25 protein-coding genes and 3 pseudogenes are annotated in these 24190 nt (G+C 66.7%); 14 read left to right on the plus strand and 14 right to left on the minus strand.

The genetic code is table 11. The features are described 5' to 3' along the window. Positions 1-9 precede the first annotated feature (9 nt). Both KI388_RS00080 and KI388_RS00085 read right to left on the minus strand, forming a co-directional pair. The gene (locus KI388_RS00080) at positions 10-462 is read right to left on the minus strand and encodes a PIN domain-containing protein (RefSeq protein WP_215087410.1); all 453 of its coding nucleotides are present in this window, start codon (positions 460-462) and stop codon (positions 10-12) included. Then, the gene (locus KI388_RS00085; RefSeq protein WP_215087411.1) at positions 459-734 is read right to left on the minus strand and encodes a hypothetical protein; all 276 of its coding nucleotides are present in this window, start codon (positions 732-734) and stop codon (positions 459-461) included. The genes KI388_RS00080 and KI388_RS00085 overlap by 4 nt, the downstream gene beginning before the upstream one ends. A gap of 219 nt (positions 735-953) precedes the next feature. Here KI388_RS00085 and KI388_RS00090 point away from each other — a divergent pair, with 219 nt between their 5' ends. From KI388_RS00090 to KI388_RS00105, 4 genes are all read left to right on the plus strand, one after another. Then, the gene (locus tag KI388_RS00090; protein WP_215087412.1) at positions 954-1250 is read left to right on the plus strand and encodes a UPF0175 family protein; all 297 of its coding nucleotides are present in this window, start codon (positions 954-956) and stop codon (positions 1248-1250) included. 77 nt (positions 1251-1327) lie between these two features. Continuing rightward, positions 1328-1621, plus strand: a complete 294-nt coding sequence (locus KI388_RS00095; protein WP_215087413.1) for a hypothetical protein — start codon at positions 1328-1330, stop codon at positions 1619-1621. A gap of 336 nt (positions 1622-1957) precedes the next feature. Next, positions 1958-2491, plus strand: a complete 534-nt coding sequence (locus tag KI388_RS00100; protein WP_215087414.1) for an ArsR family transcriptional regulator — start codon at positions 1958-1960, stop codon at positions 2489-2491. Continuing rightward, positions 2488-2925, plus strand: coding sequence for a hypothetical protein (locus tag KI388_RS00105; protein ID WP_215087415.1), 438 nt, complete (start codon positions 2488-2490; stop codon positions 2923-2925). The genes KI388_RS00100 and KI388_RS00105 overlap by 4 nt, the downstream gene beginning before the upstream one ends. A gap of 200 nt (positions 2926-3125) precedes the next feature. On the opposite strand, the gene KI388_RS00110 is transcribed toward KI388_RS00105, so the two are convergent. Further along, positions 3126-3356, minus strand: a complete 231-nt coding sequence (locus KI388_RS00110; protein WP_215087416.1) for a DUF433 domain-containing protein — start codon at positions 3354-3356, stop codon at positions 3126-3128. Between the two features lie 264 nt (positions 3357-3620). Further along, positions 3621-3869, minus strand: coding sequence for a UPF0175 family protein (locus KI388_RS00115; RefSeq protein WP_215087417.1), 249 nt, complete (start codon positions 3867-3869; stop codon positions 3621-3623). A gap of 546 nt (positions 3870-4415) precedes the next feature. Here KI388_RS00115 and KI388_RS00120 point away from each other — a divergent pair. From KI388_RS00120 to KI388_RS00130, 3 genes are all read left to right on the plus strand, one after another. After that, a complete protein-coding gene (locus KI388_RS00120) occupies positions 4416-7457 on the plus strand; it encodes a BGTF surface domain-containing protein (RefSeq protein WP_215087418.1) in 3042 nt (1013 codons plus the stop codon). A 203-nt stretch (positions 7458-7660) separates the two neighbouring features. Then, positions 7661-7855, plus strand: coding sequence for a hypothetical protein (locus KI388_RS00125; RefSeq protein WP_215087419.1), 195 nt, complete (start codon positions 7661-7663; stop codon positions 7853-7855). Continuing rightward, positions 7848-8141, plus strand: coding sequence for a type II toxin-antitoxin system RelE/ParE family toxin (locus KI388_RS00130; RefSeq protein WP_215087420.1), 294 nt, complete (start codon positions 7848-7850; stop codon positions 8139-8141). The genes KI388_RS00125 and KI388_RS00130 overlap by 8 nt, the downstream gene beginning before the upstream one ends. A 67-nt stretch (positions 8142-8208) precedes the next feature. On the opposite strand, the gene KI388_RS00135 is transcribed toward KI388_RS00130, so the two are convergent. From KI388_RS00135 to KI388_RS00160, 7 genes and pseudogenes are all read right to left on the minus strand, one after another. Next, positions 8209-8379, minus strand: coding sequence for a hypothetical protein (locus KI388_RS00135; protein WP_215087421.1), 171 nt, complete (start codon positions 8377-8379; stop codon positions 8209-8211). Positions 8380-8409: 30 nt separating this feature from the next. After that, a pseudogene (locus KI388_RS15615) lies at positions 8410-8517 on the minus strand (type II toxin-antitoxin system death-on-curing family toxin); the annotation flags it as partial. Positions 8518-8550: 33 nt separating this feature from the next. Then, positions 8551-9005 (minus strand): annotated as a pseudogene (locus KI388_RS00140) (pyridoxamine 5'-phosphate oxidase family protein). A 114-nt stretch (positions 9006-9119) separates the two neighbouring features. Next, the gene (locus tag KI388_RS00145; protein ID WP_215087422.1) at positions 9120-9278 is read right to left on the minus strand and encodes a hypothetical protein; all 159 of its coding nucleotides are present in this window, start codon (positions 9276-9278) and stop codon (positions 9120-9122) included. A gap of 89 nt (positions 9279-9367) precedes the next feature. Beyond that, entirely contained in the window at positions 9368-10597 is a 1230-nt protein-coding gene (locus tag KI388_RS00150; RefSeq protein ID WP_215087423.1) for an RNA-guided endonuclease TnpB family protein, read from the minus strand. 6 nt (positions 10598-10603) lie between these two features. Beyond that, positions 10604-10777, minus strand: coding sequence for a DUF2080 family transposase-associated protein (locus KI388_RS00155; protein ID WP_215087424.1), 174 nt, complete (start codon positions 10775-10777; stop codon positions 10604-10606). A gap of 138 nt (positions 10778-10915) precedes the next feature. Beyond that, complete coding sequence (locus KI388_RS00160; RefSeq protein ID WP_215087425.1) at positions 10916-11548, minus strand: helix-turn-helix domain-containing protein; 633 nt, start codon at positions 11546-11548, stop codon at positions 10916-10918. A gap of 114 nt (positions 11549-11662) precedes the next feature. Between KI388_RS00160 and KI388_RS00165 the strand changes: the two genes are divergently transcribed. From KI388_RS00165 to KI388_RS00185, 5 genes and pseudogenes are all read left to right on the plus strand, one after another. Further along, positions 11663-12049 (plus strand): helix-turn-helix domain-containing protein, encoded by a 387-nt coding sequence (locus KI388_RS00165; protein WP_215087426.1) that lies wholly within the window; start codon positions 11663-11665, stop codon positions 12047-12049. A 104-nt stretch (positions 12050-12153) separates the two neighbouring features. After that, positions 12154-13938: a PAS domain-containing sensor histidine kinase gene (locus KI388_RS00170; protein ID WP_215087427.1), complete on the plus strand. Its 1785-nt coding sequence runs from the start codon at positions 12154-12156 to the stop codon at positions 13936-13938. A gap of 89 nt (positions 13939-14027) precedes the next feature. Continuing rightward, positions 14028-16190 (plus strand): acetate--CoA ligase, encoded by a 2163-nt coding sequence (locus KI388_RS00175; protein ID WP_215087428.1) that lies wholly within the window; start codon positions 14028-14030, stop codon positions 16188-16190. Then, on the plus strand, positions 16183-17244 hold the full coding sequence (locus KI388_RS00180; RefSeq protein WP_215087429.1) for a phosphotransacetylase family protein: 1062 nt from the start codon (positions 16183-16185) through the stop codon (positions 17242-17244). The genes KI388_RS00175 and KI388_RS00180 overlap by 8 nt, the downstream gene beginning before the upstream one ends. A gap of 105 nt (positions 17245-17349) precedes the next feature. Further along, positions 17350-18401: pseudogene (locus tag KI388_RS00185) on the plus strand (hypothetical protein). Between the two features lie 18 nt (positions 18402-18419). On the opposite strand, the gene KI388_RS00190 reads toward KI388_RS00185, so the two are convergent. Together KI388_RS00190 and KI388_RS00195 are read right to left on the minus strand one after the other, a co-directional pair. Then, the gene (locus KI388_RS00190; protein WP_215087430.1) at positions 18420-19529 is read right to left on the minus strand and encodes a DUF373 family protein; all 1110 of its coding nucleotides are present in this window, start codon (positions 19527-19529) and stop codon (positions 18420-18422) included. A gap of 169 nt (positions 19530-19698) precedes the next feature. Next, positions 19699-20421 carry a DUF6517 family protein gene (locus tag KI388_RS00195; RefSeq protein ID WP_215087431.1) on the minus strand — a complete coding sequence of 241 codons (723 nt, stop codon included), beginning with the start codon at positions 20419-20421 and terminating at the stop codon, positions 19699-19701. 168 nt (positions 20422-20589) lie between these two features. Between KI388_RS00195 and KI388_RS00200 the strand changes: the two genes are divergently transcribed. Both KI388_RS00200 and KI388_RS00205 read left to right on the plus strand, forming a co-directional pair. Continuing rightward, positions 20590-21588 carry a radical SAM protein gene (locus KI388_RS00200; RefSeq protein WP_215087432.1) on the plus strand — a complete coding sequence of 333 codons (999 nt, stop codon included), beginning with the start codon at positions 20590-20592 and terminating at the stop codon, positions 21586-21588. Between the two features lie 458 nt (positions 21589-22046). Beyond that, positions 22047-22343, plus strand: a complete 297-nt coding sequence (locus KI388_RS00205; RefSeq protein ID WP_215087433.1) for a hypothetical protein — start codon at positions 22047-22049, stop codon at positions 22341-22343. 450 nt (positions 22344-22793) lie between these two features. Here KI388_RS00205 and KI388_RS00210 read toward each other — a convergent pair whose 3' ends face one another. Beyond that, complete coding sequence (locus KI388_RS00210) at positions 22794-24122, minus strand: Nre family DNA repair protein (protein ID WP_215087434.1); 1329 nt, start codon at positions 24120-24122, stop codon at positions 22794-22796. Positions 24123-24190 lie beyond the last annotated feature (68 nt).

The following is a 24190-nucleotide window of genomic DNA, read 5'->3' on the forward strand; positions in this document are numbered from 1 at the left end:
ACCGCCCGGCTACGTTTCGTCTCCAGTGAACGTGAGCGTCTCCGGAACGAGTCGGGAGACGATTCCGTCGAAGTCGTCGTCGAAGCTCAACACGCCATCTATCCCGTGGTATTCGACCATCGCGACGGTCATCGCGTCGGTGAAACTGAGATCGTGGTCGGCGTACGTCTGGTGGACGGACACGGCGCGATCGAAGAGCGACGGAGACGAGTGGAGCAGTTCGATGGCCGACGGGTATCCCGCGCCGCGAATGCGCCGTCCCACTTCGAGACCGGCGTCGACGTCCCCCGTCCGCATCTGTGTGAGGGTGACCGTTTCGTCGTAGACGTAGTCGCTCGTCATCACGTGACCGTATTCCGCCGACGAAAGAACCTCATTCAGCGCGTCGGTACCGACCGCGTGTCGGCTGGCGTCGGTGTCGTGATGAGCGTAGAACACGCCGGTATCGACGAAGACGCTCATCCGTAGAGGATGTCGTCGATGTCGTCTTCCGTCGTTTCGACACCGGAAGCGATTTTTCCTTGGTTGAACGCTTCGAGCTCCGTTTCGTTCATGGCCACCGTTCCGTCCCGGAACGAGTCGATGAACTCAGCGCGGGAGTCGACGGCCGACTGGATCAGTGTCGAGAGGAGCTCCTGTTGGGTGACTTTCTTTCCCGTTTTCAGCCGGATCTCCGCCTGAAGCTCCTCGAGCTTCGATTTCGCGTCCTCGTCCATCTTTACTGCCGTCGACATAGATGAGAGTTGTAGCTACAACACAGTTAACGTTTCTACCAAAACTCGACACGCTCTCACAGGAGACTCAGGAGGAAGCTCACGACTTCAGTCGTGGGTCACTGACTGACTGACGCTCCGACATAACTGAAGCGGAACGGATGCCTCGTTCTCGCGCGTAACAGGTGCTCGACCGGACGCGACAGCATATCTATCCGTGGTTCCGACGTAGTGACTCGTATGTCCGGGCTCGGAGCGGATCTCGATGCCATCGCGGCCGCCGGCGGCTACGACGACACCGACGCCGTGGTCGAGGAGGCCGTCCGTGAGCTGTTGCGTCGGCGTCCGGAGCTTCGGCTCTCGCTCGCGGTCGAGCAGTACCGCACCGGAGCGGTGAGTTGTAACCGGGGTGCCGAACTGGCCGGCGTCTCGACTGAGTCCTTCGTGCGCGAACTCGCGGATCGGGGGATCGACCGGGAGGCCGGATTCCTGAGCGAGGCCGCCCGCGAGGATCGCCTGGAGACGTTCCTCGAGTAGATAGACGGCTGGCGCTCGTCGACAACAACGTCCCGAGTTCCCTCGCGAAGATTGACCGGCTGGAACTGCTCCCGTCGGTGTTCGGAACCATCGAGACGCCCGTGTCGGTCATCGACGAACTCGACCGTGCCGCGGCCGAGGGATACGATTTTGTCACGCGTATCGACGCCGTCAAATCGTACAACGACGGCTGGCTCGAAATCGTCGCTCCGACGGGAGCCGAACTCGAACTGGCGGACGATCTGGGCGATCACGCGCTTTCCTCGGCCGACGCGCGGTGCCTCGCGATCGCGTCGCAACGTGACGCGCGACTCGTAACCGACGACGCGCACGTCGGGACACGCGGAGCGCAGATCGGCGTCGAGGTCTGAGATCTCGTCCTGTTTCTTCAGGCGGCGATCCACTACGATGCGATCTCCACGAGCGAGGAACTGTCGACGCTCGTTGCGGAACTGCGAGACCGAGACGGCTATCGGTTCTCCGAGGAAGACCGGAATACGCTGTCCGAGACTATCGACGCGAACGAGTGACGCTACTCCCGTCGCAGTCGTACGCGAGCGCTCGGTGGACGTCGCCCAGCGTGCGGTCGGGGTACAGCTGCGTCAGTGCCCCACGACTTCAGTCGTGGGTCACTCACCGGTTCGCCGCTTTCGACTATATGATTCGTCGACACCAGAATTATATAGTGATCTCTACTATCGACGGATATGCCCTCTGACGGTCCAGACCGAGAGTTCGGACTCGCCGAGGGGTTCAGCACGGATCTCGACGCCGAGCCCGCCGACGAGCGCGTGTACCGGGTCGCGCTCCAGCTGTACGAGCCGGCGGGCGTGTCGGCAATCGCCGAGCGCGCCTCGTGCGCTCCGGACACCGCCCGGCGACATCTCAAGCGGCTGGCCGATATCGGCGTCGTCGAACGCGTCTCGGAGTCGCCGCTCACGTTCGCCCGCAACGAGTCGTACTTCGAGTGGCGACTTCGGAACCGGCTCGAGGCCCTATCGCGCGACGAGCTCCACGAGAGGCTCGCCGAGCTCACCGAGCGCGAGTCCGCGTTTCGCGAGCGCTTCGACGCCGAGTCGCCGACCGACGTGGACGCGTTCGACCACGCGGAGTACGACGACGTCGAGACGGTGTGGCTCGCGTTGAGCGAGTGGCACACCGTCAGGGAACGGATCGACCGGCTGGAGGCGGTCCGTCGCGACCGCGGCTCGGACTCCGCTCCCGGGGAGAACGCCGCGTGACCGACTCCGACCCGTCGCGGTCCGCCGACGTGGCGACCCTTCGGTATCTCGGTCGCGCGTTCGGTCGACGGGACGAGGTGCGCCAGACGTCGCTGTTCCCGTCGAACAAGCCGGAGAGCCTCGTCGTGACGCTCGACGTCGAGTACTATCCCGAGTCCGTCGACGGCGTCTCGCTCGAAGTTCGCGCGTACACGAACGGCGACTTTCACGTCTCGTACCACGAGAGACGCGCCGGCGACCGGCGGGGGTGTCGATGGGACCGACACGACCAGCCGCACAACACGCGGGACCATTTCCATCCGCTGCCGGACGCGGCCACGGACGCTGCGGTCGATCGAAGCTACGCGACCGACCTCACGCGTGTCATCGAGGGGGCCGTGCTGCCGTGGGTCGACGAGCGGGTCGGCGCGCTGTGGGAGTCGGACACGAGCTAATTATACGGGCGATAGTATTATTGCGTTCATAAGATTTGTTCGGGGCAGCGATGACGACCGCTCTCTCGGCACTGCCCGAGGATACCCTCTGAGGCGACGGCCGTCCGCTGTCCCTCCGAGTGTCCCTCGTTCCGACTAGCGAGGACGGCGCCCGTCGGCAACGGGAATCCAGATACTCTCGTCGCAGTACAGCGGCCGCGTCATGCGGAGGCCGGCTCGGAGGACGACGACCGGAAGTCGTCGATGTGGTCGTAGTAGTACGCGAGCGCTCGGTGAACGTCGCCGAGCGTAAGATCGGGGTACAGCTGCGTGATCTCGTCGGGGCTGTACCCGCTGTGTTCGTACGCTGACGCGACGTCTTTCACGCGGATTCCCGTCGCTCCGACGGTCGGCGCCCCGTCACTATGGTCGCTATCCCGAACGATTCCCATATCGGAAAGTCGGCTCGTACCGACTTGAAACGTATGGTCCAGCGGATCATCGTCGAGAACTCGCCTCGGACCACTCCGTCGGCCACCAAACGGCTTTGTCCCCCGCCACACCGGTCTACGGCACGGCGGGAGCGAACCACGGGGAACCGCCCGTCGAGGGTGTGGACGTGGCGGCGATTCGGTGGTATCTCGCGGAGACGGACGTCCGCTTCGCGATTCTGTTCGGCTCGCGAGTCCGCGGTGACGCCTACGCGGCGACGACCGTCATTCACGAGCGTACTCGACGTCGAGCGCGAGGTCCGCCGCGGCCCAGTGACGCTCGACCTCCCGCTCTCCGAGCAGCCGATGGAACTCCGCCTTTGAGAGACCGGCCAGTTCTCGCGCCGTCCCGAAGGAGAGGTACTCCGCTCGATACAGCGACACGGCGAGCTCCTGCCGAACGATGGGCTCGCGGTCCGCCGGCGGTGCCGCGATCGCGTCCAGCACCCCGGCGGGCAGATCGATACTACTCATACCGAGCAGCTCGACGCCGCGGAACGTACTATCGCCGTTCAGAGGGCCCGACCACGAGGTCGGGGGCTCCACGACGATCGCCACCGGTTCGAGCGCTTCCAGCGGGACGTCGCGGGGTGGCTTCGAGACCGCGACTCGTAGTCCACTCGTACCGAGCCGGGCGAGAATCGTTCAAGCGAACCGAGCCATACGCGCCCGCCCGCGAACACAAACCCCCAACCCCACCCACCGACACCCGCGCAGCCGACTCTTTTTATACCATTTCGCGACCCCGCCGCCACCCCCGCCGTTCGGATCCAATTTCGAAAACGGGCGTCTCACCCGCCTCAGACGCCTGTGGGACGCGTTCACACACTTCGGGGGACCACACAAAGCATTTATACTAACCGCTTTAACAGATGGACGCAGCCCCTACCCCATAATGCGACACGACGCGAGTAATCCGAGTCGAGTCCGGTTGCCCTACGACGGCGACGTTGGTGACGACGAACGGGCGACGGAGACGCGGACAAAGCAAACTGTCGCGACGCAGAACACAACACAACAATGACAAACGACAATACCACACGCAAGAAGGCTAACGCGGTCTTCTTCGCGGCGGTCATGGTTGTTTCCATGGTCGCAGTTGGATTTGCCGCCGCTCCCGCAGCTGCGGTGGCTGGTTCCACCCTAGATATTGGTGCCGGTGATGACACCGACCTAACCAATCAGAGTGGAACTCTCAGTGATGTACAAGTTGATGACGATGGAGACACTGACGGTACTCCCGGTATGTACGTCTTCATCGACGAGAACGATAACGGCGAGTTCGATGATGGCGAAATAAATGCCACGAACACTAGTACGTACTCGGAAAGTGACACCGACATCGACATCGGTGACCTCGACACGAGTGGCCTCGATGAGGGTACGTACACTGTCTACGCCGTTGAGGCTGGTAGCCTGAGCGACGGTGACAGCACTTTCGACACGGACGTCGATCTCACCATCGACGATTCCTCCGAGGAACTTCGGAAGGCGACTCACTACGTCAGCAACGATTCTGACATCGGTGCGACCATCGAACTCCCCTTCACGGATTCTGTCGACACCAACACGATCTCTGGTGACGACGTCACCGTCGGGATCGGTGGTGACACGTTCGACCTCGACGATTCCGAACTAGGCGTATCCGGCCAGTCGAGTGGTGGACAGGTCTTCATTAACACGTCGAATACCGTCTACAATAATGTTGAGAACGTGTCTATCTCGGGCATCGAAGACGACGCGGGTAATTCCGTAGTTGAGGACACGTACGACGTGACCTACGCCCCGTCGACGGTCGACACTACCGCTGACAACGCCGACACCACGACGTTCGAGGCCTTCTCCGGCGAGAACGTTGTGCTCGAAGGTGACGCAGATGACACCTTCGACATCGAAGGACCCGGCGTCGACCGGACCCGTGGTTCTGGCTCGAACAGCCAGGTCTACACCCTCGACACGGACGACTTCGAGTCCGGCGAGTACAATATCACCAACAGCGACGACGAAGAGACGATTCTCGAACTCAGCAGCCTCGGCCTCGAAGTCGAGTCTGACGAGGACGAGTACACGACTAACGACGACGTGACGGTGACGGCTACGTCCGACTCCATCGACCGCAGCCTCACGGCAGAGCTGCTCGACGAGGACGGTGACGTTGTCGACGACACCACCGCCTCGATCGACAGCGACGGTGAGGCCGCCATCGACTTTGGCGAGCAGGACACCGGCACGTACACCGTCGAAGTGACGGACGACGACGCCGGAATTTCCGCCGAGACCGGTGAGTTCGACGTCACCGAGGCTCCCGAGGGCGACATCTCCTTTGGGGAGAGCTTCGTGACTGAGCAGCGCGGTGACACTGCGAACATCACGCTCGACTTCCAGGGCGACGTTGAGACCGCCTACCTCCGCGTCGGTGACGACGACGAGTCCGGATACGAGTCCAACATCACCGTCGACTCCGGCGGTGAGGACAGCGTGACCGTCGCGTTCAACACCTACCGCGCTGGCAACGCCAGCGCCTCTGGTGATATCGCGTACGTCGCTGACGAAGACAGCGACGCCGAGATTACTGATCAGAACGAATCCGCCGACGACCTCGCGAACATGCTCGCGACGGGTACGTACCCGATGGAGCTGTCTAGTGAGGGCTTCGGTGCGATCGACGACGACAACTCCGATTCGGTCGGTGACCTCGAACTCGAAGAGCGCTCCGTCGATGACTTCCAGCTGTGGACGACCTCGTCTGACGTCTTCGATGACGTTGAAGACACCGACGACATCACGGCCGGTGTCGAGGATGACGAGATCGTCGAGACCGACTCGCTGACCGAGGGCGACGTGCTCGTCCACGAAGTCAGCGCGACTGGTTTCGAAGGCATCATCGAATCGCAGGGCAGCTTCGAGGATGTCGTCGACAATGATAACGTCAGCGTCAACATCGAACAGACCTCCGACACGACCTCGCCGAACCGCGACCCGAAGCAGGTCGACATCCAGCAGATGATCGACGACGACGAAGTCTCGTTCATCTCGAGTGAGGGATCGTACTTCATCGCGTTCAACGCGGACGATGTCCAGCTTCAGGACAGCGACCGCGAGGTCTCCTTCGACGACGCGTACGAAGTGACCGTTGAGGTCCGCGACGAGCGGCTCCTCAGCCCCGACCGTGACGATCTCGCCGACGCCGACGACGGCCTCGAAGAGTTCTACGAGAGCATCAGCGCTACCTTCGACCTCGAAGAGGCCGAGGGTGAATTCGACACGCCTGTCGAAGTGGAAGCCACCGAGAACCAGTCTGTCACGGGTACGACCAACGTCGCGCCCGGTCAGGAGTTCACGGTCCGCCTCCGCTCCGACAATGATGTCTCGCCTGGCTTCGTCCAGTCCGCCGAGGAAGTGACCGTCCAGGCTGACGGCACGTTCGAGGCCGAAGGGCTCGACCTGAGCGACGCCTCGGCGAACGACACGTTCACTGTGACCGCGCAGCAGGCGACCTTCGACGCTGAGGAAGACGGCTCTGTGGTCGAAGCGACCGAGGACGGCGAGGCGACCTTCGAGGTCTCCGAGCTTGACCCGGCCGAGGCCTCCGTGACCGCTGGTGACGACGTGACCGTTTCGGCCACGATCGAGAACACCGGCGACGCGGAAGGCACCCAGTCCGTCGCGCTCACGCTCGACGGCGAGGAACTCGACTCGAGCGACGTGACGCTCGAATCTGACGGAAGCCAGACTGTCGAGTTCACGGCTAGCACTGAAGGTCTCGACGCCGGCGACTACACGCACGGCATCGCGACCGACGACGACGAGGCGACCGGCACGCTGACCGTCGAAGGTGACGGTGACGGCTCCGGCGACGGTGACGGCTCCGGCGACGGAGACGGCTCCGGCGACGGTGACGGCGAAAGTGACGGCGAAGGTGACGGTGACGGCTCCGGCGACGGAGACGGTAACGGCACCGACGAAGGCGAGACGGACAGCGAGACGCCCGGCTTCGGCGCGCTCGTTGCCCTCGTCGCGCTCATCGCCGCTGCGCTGCTCGCGACCCGCCGCAACGACTAACGTCGCTGCACACGGTCGCGACTCGTAGCCTCGCAACCATCGGCCCTCGCGGGCCGACCCACACGCGGTCTTTCTTTATCGCGCTCGCCTCGCCCAGCGGCGGCGCTCGCGTTCGCGACGCGATGCTCGTCGTGTGCGCTCGGGTCGAGTCTCCGAGTGGGATAACTGTTAAGACTGTCAGCCCTGTACGTCCGTACAGAACCATGTCGGCAGACAAGCGCATCCCGGTGACCGAGGAAACCCGGAAGGAACTACACGAACTGAAGGAGCCGGGCCAGACGTACGACGACCTACTGAAGCAACTCGCACAGCAGCGCCGGCGGCGCGACCTCGAGCGACGCTTTCAGGAGTTGGAGGACGCGGATCGAGACGAGCTAACGTCCCTCTCGGATGTCTGAGTACGAGGTCCTGCTTGGCGACGAGGCTCGGGAGTTTCTCGACATCGCCGACGAGAAGACCCGACGGATCTGTTCGGAGAACCTCGGGTATCTTGCCGAGAATCCGTATCCGGGACGCGGACGCGGGGACAAAGAGAAGCTCCCTATCGACGGTCGCCGTGACCGGTACCGGCTCCACATCTCGCGATCCTACACCGCGATCTACACCGTTCTGGAAGATCGAAACGAGGTGCGCGTACTGGAGATCGTCCCCATCGACGAAGCGCACAAACGGTACGGATTCTGATCCGGTCGTTCCTTCCTCGGTCGATCGCGAGCCGATTCCTGCCGCGGCCGTTCCGTATCCGACCCGACTACTCCGTCTCGAGTCGCTCGTAGATCGTCGCGTGGCGTTGCCCGTCGATTTCGCCCATCTCTAAGTCGATTGCTCGGCGTTCCGCGTCCGTCTCGGCCGACTGATACCGCTCGTACAGGCGGCGGACTTCGTCGTCGACCGAAGTCGTGGAATCGCTACTGGACGCCATTCGTGTGGTGTTGTTCGTTCCGCACCCCGTTTAGCCGTTGCGGCGCGCACACGTACGAAAATACACGACGGCCGTCGCGACATCGACGTCCGATTCGGCAGTCGCAAACCGGTAGAGCAACGCTCGAATCTCGTCGCCTCACTATCCCCGATCGGTCACCATCCCGACCGCCTACTCCTCGTCGCGCTCGATAACGACCCGCCGTCCGGTCAGCGTCTCGGGCGCGAAGCGGTAGAGACCGATGTCCAGATCCGGCTTGTCGTCGGCCCAGATCTCGAAGAGGGGGCGCTGCGCCTCGCCGTACTGCGCGATCGTCTCGGGGTGAGTTCGTCGAGGTCGACCCGCTCTAAGGTTCCGACGCCGACGACGCTCGCGTACTCGTCCGCTTCGTCCTCGTACACCACGACCCGAGCCTGCGGCGTCGACGCGAGGAACTCGCGCTTCTCGCTGTCGGGCGTCGACACCAGCCGGAGGTACAACGCGCGCTCGTCCGCGTCGTAGCCGTAGGAGATCGGAATGGCGTACGGCGCGTCGTCGCGCGCGAGCGCGAGGACCCCCGTCTCGTGACGGGATAAGAGTGCGTCCACCTCGGCCGGCGACATCTCGACCTCGCTGTTCGTCGGCATACCCCGAATTTCTTCGCACGGCGGCATAAAGGGCACGAGACGACGCGGGAGTGGACGTGCGGGCGACGGGACGCGGCGGGGCGCGGCTGGCGATCGGAGCGGGGACCGGAGGCCTCACCCCATCGTCGGCGCGCCGCCGATGTCCTCTTCGGTCACCGGCGCCCCGCAGACGACGCAGCCCGTCTCGAGCAGCGTCGCCTGCATCGCGTCGTCCACCTCGATCGAGCGCCGACACTCCGGGCAGACGAAGGTGCGGGTCGGTGGGGGCGTCATGGCTGTGCGTACGATCCCCACGCACATCAAACGAGACTCGGATTCTCGCGGTTTCGGAACGCGATAAACGATCGGTGAACTACCCGGACCTACTCACTCGCCGCTGGCGTGGCTCGCTTCTTCAGGTCCGGGCTTCCTGTTTCTATGACGCGCTGTACAGGGACCGAATCGGTCCCCATAGGGAGCGCAGTCTCCGCAGGCGTTGTTTCGGAGTGTCCCGCTCCTAACTGCTCGAGTCCCCGAGAAAGGATATTCCATGCCGCATTCCGGTCTCTGTCGGCGGTGAAGCCGCAAGAAGGGCAAGAGTGTTTGCGAACCCATAGTGGCTTGTCCGTCTCAACCCCACAGGCAGCGCACTCTTTGCTCGTCCCTGCCGGGTCTACTGCCACGAAGTGCGTGCCTTCGCGTTTGCACTTGTATTCCAGCATCCGCAGGAACGTACTCCATGCCGCTCCCGCACGGTTGCGCGAGTTCCCCGGCAGCTCGATCAGCCCCTTCACGTCGAGATTTTCCACAGCCACGAGGTCATACTCACTCGCATAGTAATTCGACAGCTTGTGAAGAAAATCGCGGCGCTTCCGTTTCAGGTCGGCGTGACGCCGAGCGACGGTCTTGCGCTGCTCTTCCCAGTTGTTCGACCCGTGTTCTTTTCGGGAGAGGTCACGTTGGGCACGCTCCAACCGCTCGCGTTCGTCTGAGAGGTCGAGCGACTCGACAACTGTACCATCGGTGTCGCTTGCGTAGTTGAGTATACCGACATCGATCCCGACCGTCTCTGTCAACTTGTCGGGCTTCTCGGGTGGGTCGTTGGGTGTTTCGAGTTGGAGTGAGGCATACCAGTTGCCAGTCGGCTCGCGTTTGACGACGACCCCTTTCACCTCGGCGTTGTTCGGAATCTCACGGTGAGCAACAACGGGTACATCGCCGATCTTGTTGAGGTACAACCGATCTTGGCCACTCGTTTTCTTGAGCTCGAAGCCAGATTGATTGTACTCAAAAGATTGGTAGTTCCCTTTACCCTTCCACTTCAGTTGCCCGACTGTGTACCCCTTCTCTTTCTTTTTATTGAGATTCGATCGATCGGTGTAGAGTCGTCGCACGACCATCTGAAGGACCTTTGCGTTGACATCCTGAAGCTCGGTCCACCACTCCTTGAGGTCGGGGAGCCGATTCTGTTCAGACGTGTATGTCGGGTTCTCCACACGGTTCATGCGGTGGAGAAAATGATTACGAACTTGCCGACAGGTATCCAACGTCCAGGCTAGTTGCTCCCGCTGGTTGGGCGTGGGGTTGAGCCGGAACCTGTAGGCGAAGTTCATGCTTTGTTACTCTTCGGGTTTGGTAGGCTCGGAGGTACGGACTACTTTCACATTTGCCCCGAGCCACCGCTTCGGGATAGTGATATGAGCACCACCACTCCCGAAGGGCTTCACTTCCCGCTCAAGAACCTCTTCGCCTTCAACTGTGAATGACGCCACGCCATCATATATAGTGGACATATAGAAGGATGCTTCGGTGTTTTAGTCTGTGGCCCGACAGCATCGGAGATATAAACAGGTGATGACGGCGCTGTCTCGCCCCCTACTCGCTACCTTTGGTTCGATACTTGTCAAAAAAGACTTCGCGTCTGTAAACTATCAGTCGAGCAGCGCCCCGAACAGCTTCCGCTGGGCGGCCGCGAGGTGCTCCGTGAACGTCGACCGGCCGATGCCCAGCGACGCCGCCACCTCCCCGGCGTTGGCCCCCTTCGGGTGGTCGAAGTAGCCCGCCTCGTGGGCGGCCGCGAGCACCTCGCGCTGGCGCTCCGTCAGTTCGCTCCGGTCGACGGTGACCAGGTCCGACTCCGTGGGCGTCGTCGTCGACTGGAGCAGGCGCTTCACCTCCATGTCCGGGCTCCCCTCGCGGAACGCCTCCAACACCGACCGCAGCGTCGGCAGGTCGCTCGCGTGGAAGGTGATCCGCAACCGGTCGTCGCGGACCACCGCCTCGGAGACGGGCGTCTCGTGACGGTCGAGCACCGCGAACGGCGAGTCGGCGTCGACCGCCGTCTCGAAGCGGTACGCCGCGCGGCCGCCGTAGTCGAAGACGACCTCGACGCCCTCGGGGACCGAGAGGTCGGCGTCTGCGATGAACTCCACGACGACGCGCTCGCGGTCGTCCGCGGGCGTGCAAAGCGAGACCTCGGTGACCGGGGTCGCTCCGTCGACGACGCCGTCGAACGGGGACGGCGCGGTCGGCAGCGAGACCTCCGCCCGAATTCCCGATCCCATCTCGTTCGTCCGTACCCGCCCCGGGCAAAAACGTTGGCGGGCCGCCGCCGCGGTATAAAACCCCCAGCATATGATGGGCCACCGTTCGGGGGGCTGGAGCGGGTACGTACAGGTATGAAACGCCCCCCGCGAACGGACGACGCCACGACGACGACCGAACGAGACGCGGCGCTCGACGCGACGTTCGAGGCGCTCGCGGACGCCGACTGTCGGGCGATCCTCGCGGCCGCGGCGACGCCGAAGACGACGAGCGAACTGGCCGACGACTGCGACATCGCGCTCTCGACCGCCTACCGGAAGGTCGAACTCCTGAGCGAGACGCCGCTGCTCGCGGAGGGGATCCGGTTCGACCCGGACGGTGACCACGCCGCCGAGTACGTCCGGGACGCCGAGACCGCCGCCGTCGAACTCGACGACGACGGCGTCGCGCTCAGCGTCGACGACGAGGGGGCCGACCCCCTGACCGCCGCGCTCGACGCCCCCGGCGTCTCGGCCGACTGACGGCGGCCTCCGGACGCGACGCCCGGACCCGCACGCGCGGCCGGGTTTTCGAACGTGATAATCACACGGTCAAGGTTATACGCCCGTTCGGAGAGCTACCTGACATGTCTCGCTCGCCGGAGCCAGAGACCCTCATCGATCTCGCGCAGGACAAGATCGCGGTGATCGACGAGTCGGGTCGGTTCCGGTATCTCAACGCGGCCACGCGCGACCTGCTCGGGTTCGAACCGGACGCCCTCGTCGGCACGGACGCGTTCGACCTGATTCACCCGGACGACGTCGACCGCGTCCGCGCGGCGTTCGAGGCGCTCGCCGCCGACGGCACCCCTCCGGACTCCCCGCTGGAGTACCGCTACCGCACCGCCGACGGCGACTGGGTCTGGTTCCGCACCCGCGTCTTTCCGCCGGCGGAGACCGGCCTCGACGGCTACGCGCTGAGCTCCCGCGACATCACCCTCGAAGTCGAGTCCCGTCGGCGCTTAGAGACCATCGCGTCGACGTCGCCGGACGTGTTGTGGATGTTCAACGCCGACTGGAGCGAACTGCTGTTCGTCAACCGGGCGGTCGAGTCGGTGTTCGGGATCGACCCGGAGACGCTCGACCGACGGCCGCGGCTGTTCCTCGACGCCGTCCACCCCGACGACCGCCCGGCCGTCGAACGCGCGATGGAGCGGCTCTCCGCGGGGGAGTCGACGAGACTCGACTACCGGATCGGCTCTCCCGACGGGCCGACGAGCTGGGTCCGGGTGCCCGCGCGCCCGGTGCGGGAGGCCGGGGAGGTCGTCGCTGTCACCGGGTTCGCCCGCGACGTCACCGACGAGTACCGTCGGGAGCGACAGCTCACGGTGATGGACAACCTGCTCCGGCACACCATCCGCAACGACATGAACATCGTCGACGGCACCGCCGAGCGGATCGCCGACCGGATGGACGACGCCGTCGCCGCGGCGTCGACGGAGGCGGACGAGGGCGCTCCGGCGTCCCCGGACACCGACTTGGCCGCGCTCGCGGCCGACCTGATCGACCACGCGGAGACGATCCGCGGGGTCGCGGACGACCTGTTGACGACGGCCGAGAAGCAGCGCGGCGTGATCGACCTCCTCCGGCAACACGAGCCGCCGCAGCCGCTCCGCGTCCCGCCGCTCGTCGAGAGCGCGGTCGCGGACGCCGTGGGGGACCCGAGCGACTCCCCGGTGGCGGTGTCCGTCTCCTGTCCCGACGACGTGCGGGCGTTCACACACCCCGAACTCGACTACGCGATCGCCGAGCTGATCGAGAACGCGGTCGAACACGCGACGGTGGCGCCGACGGTCGAGATCGAGGTCACCGCGCCCGCCGACCGCGTCGAGATCGCGGTCCGGGACAACGCGCCGCCGATCCCGCCCGCGGAGCGGGAGCCCATCACCGACCGGTGGAAGATGGACGACCTCAGACACACCGGCGGGATGGGGCTGTGGCTCGTCTACTGGATCGCGGACCGGTCCGGCGGGGACCTGACGTTCGACACCGGCGCCGACGGCAACGAGGTGACGATCTGCGTTCCCGACGCCGACTGCGAACCGTCCTTCCCGGCGGCGGATCGGGGCCTGCCGGCGGTCTCCGACTTCGGGCCGGCGGCGGCCGAACCGGACGGCGGAGCGGCGACCCCGGCCGCCGGCTCCGGCGTCGTCGACTCCGAGCGGACCGGATCGAAGTCCGTCGCGTCCGACGCGGAAGCCGACGCGAACTCCGAATCCGACGCGGGCTCCGAATCCGACGCGAACTCCGAATCCGACGCGAACTCCAAATCCGACGCGAACTCCGAATCCGACGCGAACTCCGAATCCGACGCGAACTCCGAATCCGCCGCCGGCGCCGACGAACCGTCGCCGGAATCGACGGACGGCTGACCGAAACCCGATCGATCGTTCACCGTTGACTCCGATTTCGAAGAACATCCCACCGATCTTAAGCCGTCGCTTCGCGTACTACCGAGTTGATGGGTACGCTCAACGAGCTGTTCGACCCGGACCGGGTCGCCGTCGTCGGCGCGACCGCCCGCGAGGGCGCCGTCGGCCGCGCCGTCACGTCGAATCTCCTCGACGATTTCGACGGCGACACGGTCCCCGTCAATCCGAACTACGACGAGGTGCTCGACACGCCCTGTGTCGACGACGTCGCGGACGCGGACGCCGACGTCGCGGTCGTCGTCGTCCCACCGTCGATCGTGTTGGACGCCATCGAGGCGTGCGGCGAGGCCGGGGTCCGCAACGTCGTCGTGATCACCGCCGGGTTCGGCGAGACGGGGGAGGACGGAGCGGCGAGGGAGCGTCGCCTCGCGGAGCTGTCGGACGAGTACGACCTGAACCTCGTCGGTCCCAACAGCCTCGGAATCATGTCGACGCCCTCGGGGATGAACGCCACGTTCGGCCCCGAGAACGCGCTCCCGGGCGGGCTCTCTTTCATGAGCCAGTCGGGCGCGTTCGTCACCGCGGTCCTCGACTGGGCCAACGACAACGGGATCGGCTTCAAGGACGTCGTCTCGCTCGGCAACAAGGCCGTCTTAGACGAGACGGACTTCGTCGACCACTGGGGCGACGACGAGGAGACGGACGTGATCATCGGCTACCTCGAAGGGATCGAGGACGGCCGCGAGTTCATCGAGACCGCCCGCGAGACGACGGACGACACCCCGATCGTCGCCGTGAAGTCCGGGCGGACGAGCGCGGGCGCGCAGGCCGCCTCCTCGCACACCGGCACGCTCGCCGGCTCCGACAAGGCGTACGAGGCCGGACTCGATCAGGCCGGCGTCATCCGCGCGGAGTCGGTCGACGAGCTGTTCGACGCCGCGGGCATCCTCGGGAGCCAGCCGCTGCCCGACACCGACAGCGTCGCCATCGTCACCAACGCCGGCGGCCCGGGCGTGATGGCGACCGACGCGGTGGGCGACGCCGACCTCGACATGGCGTCGTTCTCTCGGGAGACGAGCGACGCGCTCGCGGCGTCGATGCCCGAGGAGGCGAACATCCACAACCCGGTCGACGTGATCGGAGACGCCGACGTCGACCGGTTCCGCGAGGCGCTGGAGATCACCGTCGCGGACGACAACGTCGGGGCCGCCCTCGTGCTGGCCGCGCCGACCGCCACCATCGACTTCGACGAGTTGGCGGACGCGATCACCGACGTGAGCGACGAGATGGACGCGCCCGTCGCCGCCTGCCTGATGGGCGGCGACCGGACCCGCGAGCCGAAACAGCGGCTTCAGGCGAAGGGGATCCCCTGTTACTTCGACCCCGCGCGCGCCATCGATAGCCTCGCGACGCTCGCGACGTACCGCGACATCAAGGCGCGCGAGTACGCCGACCCGATGTCGTTCGACGTCGACCGCGAGCGCGCCCGCGAGATCCTCGGCACGGTGCGCGACCGCGACGACAACCGCTTGGGCGTCGAGGCGATGGAGCTGCTCGACGCGTACGGCATCCCCACGCCGGACGGCGAAATCGTCGACTCCCCCGACCGCGCCCGCGAGGTCGCTGAAGGCGTCGACGGCGACGTGGTGATGAAGATCGTCTCGCCGGACATCCTGCATAAGTCCGACATCGGCGGCGTCGCCGTCGGCGTCGCGGACGACGAGGTGGCCGACACCTACGAGGACCTGATCACCCGCGCGCGCAACTACCAGCCGGACGCGACCGTGCTCGGCGTGCAGGTGCAGGAGATGGTCGATCTCGACGACGGCGTCGAGACCATCGTCGGCATGAACCGCGACCCGCAGTTCGGCCCGCTGCTGATGTTCGGGCTGGGCGGCATCTTCGTGGAGGTGATGGAGGACACCACGTTCCGCGTCGCACCCGTCTCGGAGCCCGAGGCCCGCGAGATGACCGAGGAGATCCAGTCGGCGCCGCTGCTGCGGGGCGCGCGCGGCCGCGACCCGGTCGACGTGGACGCCGTGATCGAGACGATCGGCCGGCTCTCGCAGCTGGTCACCGACTTCCCGGCCGTCCTCGAACTCGACATCAACCCCCTTGTCGCACTGCCCGACGACGACGGCGGCACGAACGCCGCCGCCGTCGACGTGAGACTCACCGTCGATCCGGAGGCGCTCGACCCGCCGGAGACCGACCCCAAACCGCTCGACGCGGAGGAACCCACCGATGACTGACACACCCACCACACTCGTCACCGCGACCGGAGACAGCACCGGAAAGACCGCGATCACCGTCGCCTTAGCGCGGCTCGCCGCCGACCGCGACCGCAGCGTCGGCTACATGAAACCGAAGGGCACCCGGCTCCAGTCGAACGTCGGCAAGACGCTCGATCAGGACCCCATGCTCGCCCGCGAGGTGCTCGGCTTGGACGCCGAGATGCACCAGATGGAGCCGGTCGTCTACTCGCCCACGTTCGTCGAGGGCGCGATCCGCGGCACGGAGGACTCGGACGCGCTCCGCGACCGGATCCGCGAGGAGTACGATCAGATTGCGGCCGACCACGACCAGGTGTTCGTCGAGGGCGGCGGCAGCTGGACCACCGGCGGCGTCGTCGACCTCACCGACGTCGACGTCGCGGAGCTGCTCGACGCGCGGGTCGTCCTCGTCGCGGAGTACGGTTCGCCCAACGACTTAGACGAGGTGCTGGCGGCCGCAGACGCCTTCGGGGACCGCCTCGCCGGCGTCGTGTTCAACAAGGTGTCCGACGACGCCTTCGAGTCGCTCGACCAGGACGGGATCCCGTTCCTCGAATCGAAGGGGATCACCGTGTTCGGCGCGCTCCCGTACGAGAAGGAGCTGGCGGGCGTCACGGTGGGCGAGCTGGCGGACGAGCTGGGCGCCGAGCTGCTGACCGACGCGCCCACCGACGCGTTCGTCGAGCGGTTCCTCGTCGGCGCGATGGGCGGCGACGAGGCGCTCCGGTACTTCCGGCGCGCCCGCGACGCCGCCGTCATCACCGGCGGCGACCGCGCGGACGTCCAGACCGCCGCGCTCGACGCCTCGGGCGTGGCCTGTCTCGTCCTCACCGGCGGCCATCGCCCCTCCGGCGCGGTGCTGGGCAAGGCGGCCGACGCCGGCAAGCCCGTCCTCGCGGTGAACACCGACACGGTCACGGCCATCGACCGCGCCGAGGAGGTCGTCCGCGGCGGGCGCACGCGCGACGTGCGGACGGTCGACCGGATGGCCGAACTGCTCGGCGACAACGTCGACGTCGACGCGCTCGTCTGAGGGCGGGTCTCCCCGTCTGACTCGCCCGCAGTTCGCGGTCGCGCTCCGATCGCGACTCGTGATCGTCTGACGTACTGTTTTCACGGTGGACGACATACTCCGCCCATGACCAGTCTCTCGGAGGCGTACGGCGGACGGGGGCGCTCCGGGGTCGACCCGCGTCGGCTCTATCTCGGTGTGGGGTCGTTCGTCGCGGGCGCGCTGCTCGTCGTCGCGGGCATCCTCGTGGCGGCCGAGGTGGTACTGTCGTCGGGGTTCACCTCCGCCACGGCCCGGGAGGTCGGCGGAATCCTCGGCGGCGTCGGCGTCCCGCTCGTGTTGCTCGGCGTGATGGCCGTCCTCCCGGCCGACCGCAACACCTACGCCGCCGCGGTCGTCGGCGCGGCCGTCATGTGCCTCGGCGTCGCGCTGTTCGCGCACGCGTACCCCCAGCAGTGGGTGGGCGGCCCGCGCCCGGAGCTGACCGACCTCACGCTCCCGACCGCCGGCGTCTACTTCCTCGGCGCCGCGACGACGCTGTGGAGCGTGTTCGTCGGCGTCGCGAACTTCAAGACGCGCAACGACCCCGGCGGCACCGTCACGATGGAGGTGACCCACAAGGGGAGACGAAGGTGGTCGAGGTGTCCCGCGACCAGCTGGGCGGCCCCGGCGGCGTCGGCCTCCTCGGCGGGACCCCGGACGGCGACGTCGAGACCCAGACCAACCGCCCCGCCGCCGACTCGGGGAGCGCCCCGTCGGAAGGTGGACCCGGCTCCCCGTCGGGAAGCGGACCCGGCTCCCAGTCGAACGGTTCGCCCGCAACGGCGACCGACTCCGGACCGTCGAACGCCGCCACGGGGCGACCGAACGGGACGAACCGCTCGGGCGCCGGCGGTCCCGGCTCGGCCGGCGTGAGCGACGGCGGCAGCGCCGACACCGACATCACCTCGCCGCTCGACGACGCCGGGCCGACCGACGGGCCGTCGTCGCCGGCGACGCCGGAGTCCGCGCCCGCGCCCGGCTCCCCCGCCGCCCGCGACGGCCCCGGAGACGCCTACTGCGGGAACTGCGCGAAGTTCGACTACGTCCGGACGGACGACGGGATGCGCCCCTACTGCGCGCACTACGACGAGCTGATGGACGACATGGAGGCGTGCGACTCCTGGACGCCGCGCTAGGCGACGGCCTCTTTTGACTTACACCGGCTCCGCCGACGGGAGCTGCGACTCCGCGACCGCGAACGCCAGCGTGCTCAACACGCCGATGAGCGTCCCCGCCGCGAGCGCCATCGCCAACTCGGAGAGGCCGAGCGCCGTCACGCCCGGCGCGTCCGGGAGGAAGAAGCCGGACACCGCGAATAACACGACGGCGATGGACACCACGTAGAACGGCGCGTTGAGGTAGCGCCACCGGAACCGGCCGGCGAGGTACTCGTCGGTGATCTGGCCGAGGCTGGAGGTGACGCCCGCGACGCTGAGCCACTGAACGAACCCGTGGACGAACGCCGCGAGCGTCGTCCCGGTCGCGAGCGATCCGCCCTGAACGCCGCGGACGGCGTCGACAGTGTCGATCCCCTGAACGCCGCCGACGACGATCAGCGCGAGCGCGACGACGTACGTGACGAGCGTCACGCGCCCGGTGTAGAGGACGTTGCGGACGCTCTCCGCGGCGCCGTCGACGCTCTCTTCGAGTCCCAGCCCGCGGAACAGCGAGTAGAGCCCGACCGCGCCCGAGAGGATGCCTAACACGGCCGCGCCGGCGACGTCGAAGAGGTTCGCGACGACGACGAGCGGGTAGATCAAAAGGAGGACGCCGAGCGGGATGAGGATCGTCCCGCGGGTCTCCGGGTCCGCGAGCACCTGCTTGATCGTGTAGTAGAGCGATTCGAGGTCTTGCGCCTGCCGGACGACGACGCGGCGCATCCCGTCGATCGGCATCCGCGAGCGGATCACGGGGAGGACGGACTCGTCTTGGGCGCCGTCGGTGATCACGACCGCCGAGACCTCCTCGCCGGTCGACAGCTCCGCGAGCACGCGGTCGACCTCTTGGCCCACCGCGCGGTTCGCCTTCACGTCGGGACCGTCGACGCCGGTGACGGCCGCCACCTCGACGGCCTCGCCCTCGGCGGCCAGCTCGTCGTGGACGTTGACGCCCTGGAAGAGGACGTTGACGTCCGAGTCCTCCGGGTCGGCGGTCGCGAGCGCGACCGCGGCCTCCGTGACGTCCTCGTCCCCGATGACGGGGGTCGGGATCCCCGTCTTGCGGCCGAGGTCGTCGTCGAGGTCGACACAGAGGACGAGCAGCATCGTTCGGGGCTACGCGAGGCACCGGCATATGTTTTCGGCTCGCGTTACCGCCTCGCGAACACGCCGACCGCGGCGCCGCGTCGGTCGCCTCCGTCGCCTCGCTTTCGTCGTCGTCTCACCGCTTCGTCCGCGCCGTCCCGTCGGTCTCGTCGTCTCTTCGCTCGCGCCGTCAGCTCTCCTCGTTCGGCTCGTGTTCGACTCCGTTCATCATCCGACGGACGTTCTCGCCGTCGCTGAACGCGGCCGGGTACGCCGCCAGCGGGAGCACGAAGTCGTCCTCGACGCCGACCGGCTCACCGACGTGAAGCTCCAGCTCGACGCTCGCGCCCGTTCCCTCTATCTCGCCGTCCGCCGTGTACACGACGACCGCGGCGTCGGAGCCGAGGACCTCGGTCGAGTACTCCGACCCGCGTTCGAGGTCGCCGACCCCCTCGTAGCGGCTCAGGATGAGGTCGGCGCGCTCGCGGGTGCCCAGCTCGGCGATCGGGTTGAGCGCCCGCCCCAACACCCGGATCTGCGGCGTCGTCACCGCGGCGAAGACGGCGGCCTGGTAGCGCTCGCCGAACAGCTCGACGGCCTTGTCGTACTCCGCGACGGTGTTCGTCACGCGCACCTCGCGGGTCTGGCCGCCCGCTTCGACCTCCTGCGAGAGCGTCTCGTCGGACACCTCGTTGAGCGAGTACCCCGTCTCCGAGAGCGTCTCGTCCGCGACGGTCGCCGTGCCGGCGGCGAACTCCGCCGGCTCGCCGCCGGTGGCGACGTCGAGCGCGGCGCAGCCGGCGAGGCCCGCGAGTCCGACGGCGCCCGCCAGCCCGAGCGCGCCCCGACGGGTCGTCGCGTCGGTCGTCGAGCGGTTCTCGTCGGCGGAGTCGGACGCCTCACCGGGGTTCATACCCCTCCGTACCGGCGGCGGGGGTACATACTTTGTGTCCGGTGCCGAGCCGAACGGCTTCGGCGGTTCGACGGCGTTTATCGCCGGATCGGGGGGCCGTGCCAACGCATCTCTCGGAAACGCGCGGTTCGGACGCTTTTTGAGGCCGCGGCCGATAGGAAGGGGTAGATGATCTCCAAGGGCTGCGAACAGTGCGCCAAGGGCGGGAAGATGGTGCTTTTCGTCTACGGCTACTGCGACCAACGGGACTGCTTCTACTGCCCCCTCGGAGAGAACCGGAAGAACGTCACCGACGTGTACGCCAACGAGCGGAAAGTCGAGTCCGACGCGGACGTCATCGAGGAGGCCAAGCGCATGAGCGCGCTCGGCACGTCGATCACCGGCGGCGAGCCGCAGGAGGCGATGGCGAAGACGACCCGGTACCTCGAACTGCTGAAAGACGAGTTCGGCGAGGGCCACCACACGCACCTCTACACCGGGATCACGGGCGGCCGCGAGAACATGCGCCGCCTGAGCGAGGCGGGGCTCGACGAGATCCGCTTCCACCCGCCGCTGGAGATGTGGGGCGACATGCACGGCACCGAGTGGGAGGAGATACTCCACATCGCCCGCGAGGAGGGACTCACGCCCGCCTTCGAGATCCCCGGCATTCGCGCGGAGCCGGAGTTCTTGGAGTTCTTAGACGAGGGCGCCGCCGAGTTCTGTAACATCAACGAGTTCGAGATGTCCGACGGGAACTACCGCCGGATGCAAGAGGAGGGGTTCGAACTCCAAGAGGACCACATGTCCGCGGTCGAGGGGTCGAAAGACGACGCCATCCTCGAAGAGATGGCGAGCCACGAGAAGGTGTACTTCTGCACCTCGGTGTTCAAAGACGCCGCCCAACACCGCAACCGCCTGAAGCGGATGGCGAAGAACATCCGCCGCGAGTTCGACGAGGTGACCGACGACGGAACCTTAGTCTACGGGAAGGCCTTCGCCGACGCCGACCGGTTCGAGGCGCTCGGCGTCCCCGAGGAGTTCTACACCGTCAAGTCGGACCACGTCGAGGTCGCGTGGTGGCTCCTCGAGGAGATGGTCGAGGACGGCGACTTAGCCGAGGGCGAAATCGTCGAGCAGTACCCGACCGTCGACGGGACCGTCGTCGAGCGCACGCCGGTCGCCTGACTCGGACATTCTCGGTCTTCTGAGTCGCTTTTCGCTTCGTCGTGATTTGTCTCTCGTGTGGAGCCACCGGTCTGCTGTGCGGTGGCGTCGCCGGCGGCAGAGCCGCCGGCTGTAAGAGGCGCAACGCGCCTCCCTGCGCGCCTCCGAGCGGCCGACAGGCCGCGAGGAGCGCGTGCGAGGTCGCCGGCGCTACGCGCCGGCTGTCACCGGGCGAAGCCCGGTTGCCAGAGGGACGAAGTCCCTCGCTGCCCGTGGCGCGTAGCGCCTCGCGGCTGGGGCTTTAGCGGTGTTCGCCGCCGATCCACAATCGACCACGTAGAGTCGAGCGACTGGGGCTTCGGAGATGTTCACAGCCGATCAGTCGCCAGCGCGGCCCGATCCCTCGGTGCCATCGCTCTCTGGTGTGTGTCGTGCCACCTACTACCACAATTATAAGTGATAAACACGTATAGCCGCGCATGGCCTCCGACGAACCCGTATTCTCTGACGTGAGTATCGGGCAGACGGTGTACGACGAGTCGGGCGAGGAGCTCGGGACGGTCCGCGGGGTCGACGATGCCGGGTTCTACGTCTCCGCGCCGACCGGGTCGGACCCGCTGGCGCTGACCGACGCCCGCGACGTGTTCGGCACCGCCTACGTGATGTGGCGCTGCTGGGAGTGCGGCGAGATGGGGGAAATCGGCTCGGAGCTGCCGGCGAACTGCCCGAGCTGCGACGCGCCCCGCGAGGACCTGTACTACTGGGCCGAGGACTGAGACAACGACGGCGGGAACTGTGTTCGCGTCCCCGTCGTTCATTTATAATTGGTTGACTGTGGATCGACGGCGAACACCACCGAAGCCCCAGCCGGTCGGTTATAAACAACCGTCAGCAGATCGACGGCGAACACCACCGAAGCCCCAGCCGGGAGGACTCGATGCGCTCGTTGCGGTCCTCGTCGCTCACTTCGTTCGCTCCTGCGGTCCTTACTTCGCGCGTCTTCGTCCTCCCGGCTGCCCCTTCGAGTCCCGCCCCGCACAGCACGGCGACCGCACCTCACGCCTCCCCAGCCTCGCGGTTCGCGCTCTCCGAGCGCTCACCGCGTCCCTCGCACGCGCTCCTCGCGCCCTGCGGGCGCTCGGAGGCGCGCGCCACCGCACGTTTCCTTATAAATAGACCCAACCGCTTCTACAGTCGCTTATAAATGGTCGTCGCCGGCAGCCGGTTCAGTCCGCGTCGACGAAGTCCGCGAGGTTCGCCTGAAGCCCGGCCGCGAGCGTCGACTTCCGGCGGAGGCGCCCGAGCGAGACCGGGAGGTGGTCCGCGACGCCGCGGACGGCCTCCCCGAACGTCTCCGCGGTCCCGAGTTCGCCCTCGAAGGCGTTCCGGACCGCCTCGCGCACCTGCCAGACGCCGACCGGGCCCCAGTAGTCGTCGGAGACGTGGCGTAAGACGAGCGCCTTCGCCTGTCGCCCGCGGTCGTTGAGGTGCTCCAAGACGCCCAGTCGGGCCGCGTAGTAGGCGCCCGCCGTCTCCTCGACGTAGCCGGTCCGCCCCTCGCGCCCCTCGCTCGCGGCCGCGAGGTAGACGCCCGCCTCGGGGTCGGGGTTCCAGATCGATCCGGGCGATTTCATCTCGACGAGTTCGTACTCCCACTGTCCCGGGACTAAGATCACCCAGAACGCGTTGCCGAGGTACTCGTTGCGGTGGACCTCGATCCGGTCGACCGTCGGGTTGTCGCGGATCGACCCGCGGAGGAACTGCCCGACCGTGTCGTCAACGGCCGTGATCGACCAGCGCGTCGGGACGAGCCGGCGGTTCTCTCCCCGCCCGAGCGCGCCCGCCGAGAGGATCGTGTTGATCTCGTACACGTCGAACCCGCGGCGGTAGAGGAACGTCATCGCGCCCTCCGCGCGCCAGTCGTCGTCTTCGAGCGTCTTCTTCACCGGGCGCGGGACGTGCGGGTTCTCGCCCAGATCGGCGGTCCGGGCCGCGGCGCGCGGCCCGGTCGGCGTCTTGATGTCCTCCGTGCCGACCTCGAAGTCGAGGTCCGGCCGGCCGTCGAGTCCGATCTCCACGTCGACCGGGCGGTCCGCGATGGCGACCTCGCGTTGGACGCCGAGCCAGCCGTTCCACGCGTCGTGGACGCTCTCGGCCGGGCCGCCGCCGCCGCCGACCGACTTCACCCCGCCGGTCGCGCCCGCGTCCGCCACGTCGACGCCGCGCGTCGAGTTGAGCAGGCTCGTCCGGCGGTCGAACACGTCCGAAATAGAGACGCCCTCGTCGTACCACGCCGCGGAGGTCTCGAACGTCGCGGCGCGCTCCTCGCGGCCGACCGGCGAGAGCAGCCCGGTCGAGACGTTCGGGTAGTCCGCGCGGCCGACGAAGATGGAGGGGGAGACGCTCCCGACCACGGCGTCGTCGGAGACGTGCTCGTCGAAGCGCCGCTCGAAGGAGTCGAGGTGGTCCAAAATTCCGTAGTCCTTCTCCGCGGCGAGGCGCCGCCGCTCGGCGCGCTCGTTCGCCTCGAACTCGATGAACTCGTCGAGCCGCATTCGGATCTGGGTTGGCGGCGCGGCGGCTTGAACGTTTCCGGCGAGCGAAAGGGATCAGGCGAGCCGGG

The organism is Halorubrum sp. 2020YC2, from assembly GCF_018623055.1.
Lineage (GTDB): Archaea > Halobacteriota > Halobacteria > Halobacteriales > Haloferacaceae > Halorubrum.

Coding starts and splice junctions, on each gene's coding strand:
- KI388_RS00080 (WP_215087410.1), bottom strand. CDS start 462: ATGAGCGTCTTCGTCGATACCGGCGTGTTCTACGCTCATCACGACACC.
- KI388_RS00085 (WP_215087411.1), bottom strand. CDS start 734: ATGTCGACGGCAGTAAAGATGGACGAGGACGCGAAATCGAAGCTCGAG.
- KI388_RS00090 (WP_215087412.1), top strand. CDS start 954: ATGTCCGGGCTCGGAGCGGATCTCGATGCCATCGCGGCCGCCGGCGGC.
- KI388_RS00100 (WP_215087414.1), top strand. CDS start 1,958: ATGCCCTCTGACGGTCCAGACCGAGAGTTCGGACTCGCCGAGGGGTTC.
- KI388_RS00110 (WP_215087416.1), bottom strand. CDS start 3,356: ATGGGAATCGTTCGGGATAGCGACCATAGTGACGGGGCGCCGACCGTC.
- KI388_RS00115 (WP_215087417.1), bottom strand. CDS start 3,869: ATGAGTAGTATCGATCTGCCCGCCGGGGTGCTGGACGCGATCGCGGCA.
- KI388_RS00120 (WP_215087418.1), top strand. CDS start 4,416: ATGACAAACGACAATACCACACGCAAGAAGGCTAACGCGGTCTTCTTC.
- KI388_RS00125 (WP_215087419.1), top strand. CDS start 7,661: ATGTCGGCAGACAAGCGCATCCCGGTGACCGAGGAAACCCGGAAGGAA.
- KI388_RS00130 (WP_215087420.1), top strand. CDS start 7,848: ATGTCTGAGTACGAGGTCCTGCTTGGCGACGAGGCTCGGGAGTTTCTC.
- KI388_RS00135 (WP_215087421.1), bottom strand. CDS start 8,379: ATGGCGTCCAGTAGCGATTCCACGACTTCGGTCGACGACGAAGTCCGC.
- KI388_RS00145 (WP_215087422.1), bottom strand. CDS start 9,278: ATGACGCCCCCACCGACCCGCACCTTCGTCTGCCCGGAGTGTCGGCGC.
- KI388_RS00150 (WP_215087423.1), bottom strand. CDS start 10,597: ATGAACTTCGCCTACAGGTTCCGGCTCAACCCCACGCCCAACCAGCGG.
- KI388_RS00155 (WP_215087424.1), bottom strand. CDS start 10,777: ATGTCCACTATATATGATGGCGTGGCGTCATTCACAGTTGAAGGCGAA.
- KI388_RS00160 (WP_215087425.1), bottom strand. CDS start 11,548: ATGGGATCGGGAATTCGGGCGGAGGTCTCGCTGCCGACCGCGCCGTCC.
- KI388_RS00165 (WP_215087426.1), top strand. CDS start 11,663: ATGAAACGCCCCCCGCGAACGGACGACGCCACGACGACGACCGAACGA.
- KI388_RS00170 (WP_215087427.1), top strand. CDS start 12,154: ATGTCTCGCTCGCCGGAGCCAGAGACCCTCATCGATCTCGCGCAGGAC.
- KI388_RS00175 (WP_215087428.1), top strand. CDS start 14,028: ATGGGTACGCTCAACGAGCTGTTCGACCCGGACCGGGTCGCCGTCGTC.
- KI388_RS00180 (WP_215087429.1), top strand. CDS start 16,183: ATGACTGACACACCCACCACACTCGTCACCGCGACCGGAGACAGCACC.
- KI388_RS00190 (WP_215087430.1), bottom strand. CDS start 19,529: ATGCTGCTCGTCCTCTGTGTCGACCTCGACGACGACCTCGGCCGCAAG.
- KI388_RS00195 (WP_215087431.1), bottom strand. CDS start 20,421: ATGAACCCCGGTGAGGCGTCCGACTCCGCCGACGAGAACCGCTCGACG.
- KI388_RS00200 (WP_215087432.1), top strand. CDS start 20,590: ATGATCTCCAAGGGCTGCGAACAGTGCGCCAAGGGCGGGAAGATGGTG.
- KI388_RS00205 (WP_215087433.1), top strand. CDS start 22,047: ATGGCCTCCGACGAACCCGTATTCTCTGACGTGAGTATCGGGCAGACG.
- KI388_RS00210 (WP_215087434.1), bottom strand. CDS start 24,122: ATGCGGCTCGACGAGTTCATCGAGTTCGAGGCGAACGAGCGCGCCGAG.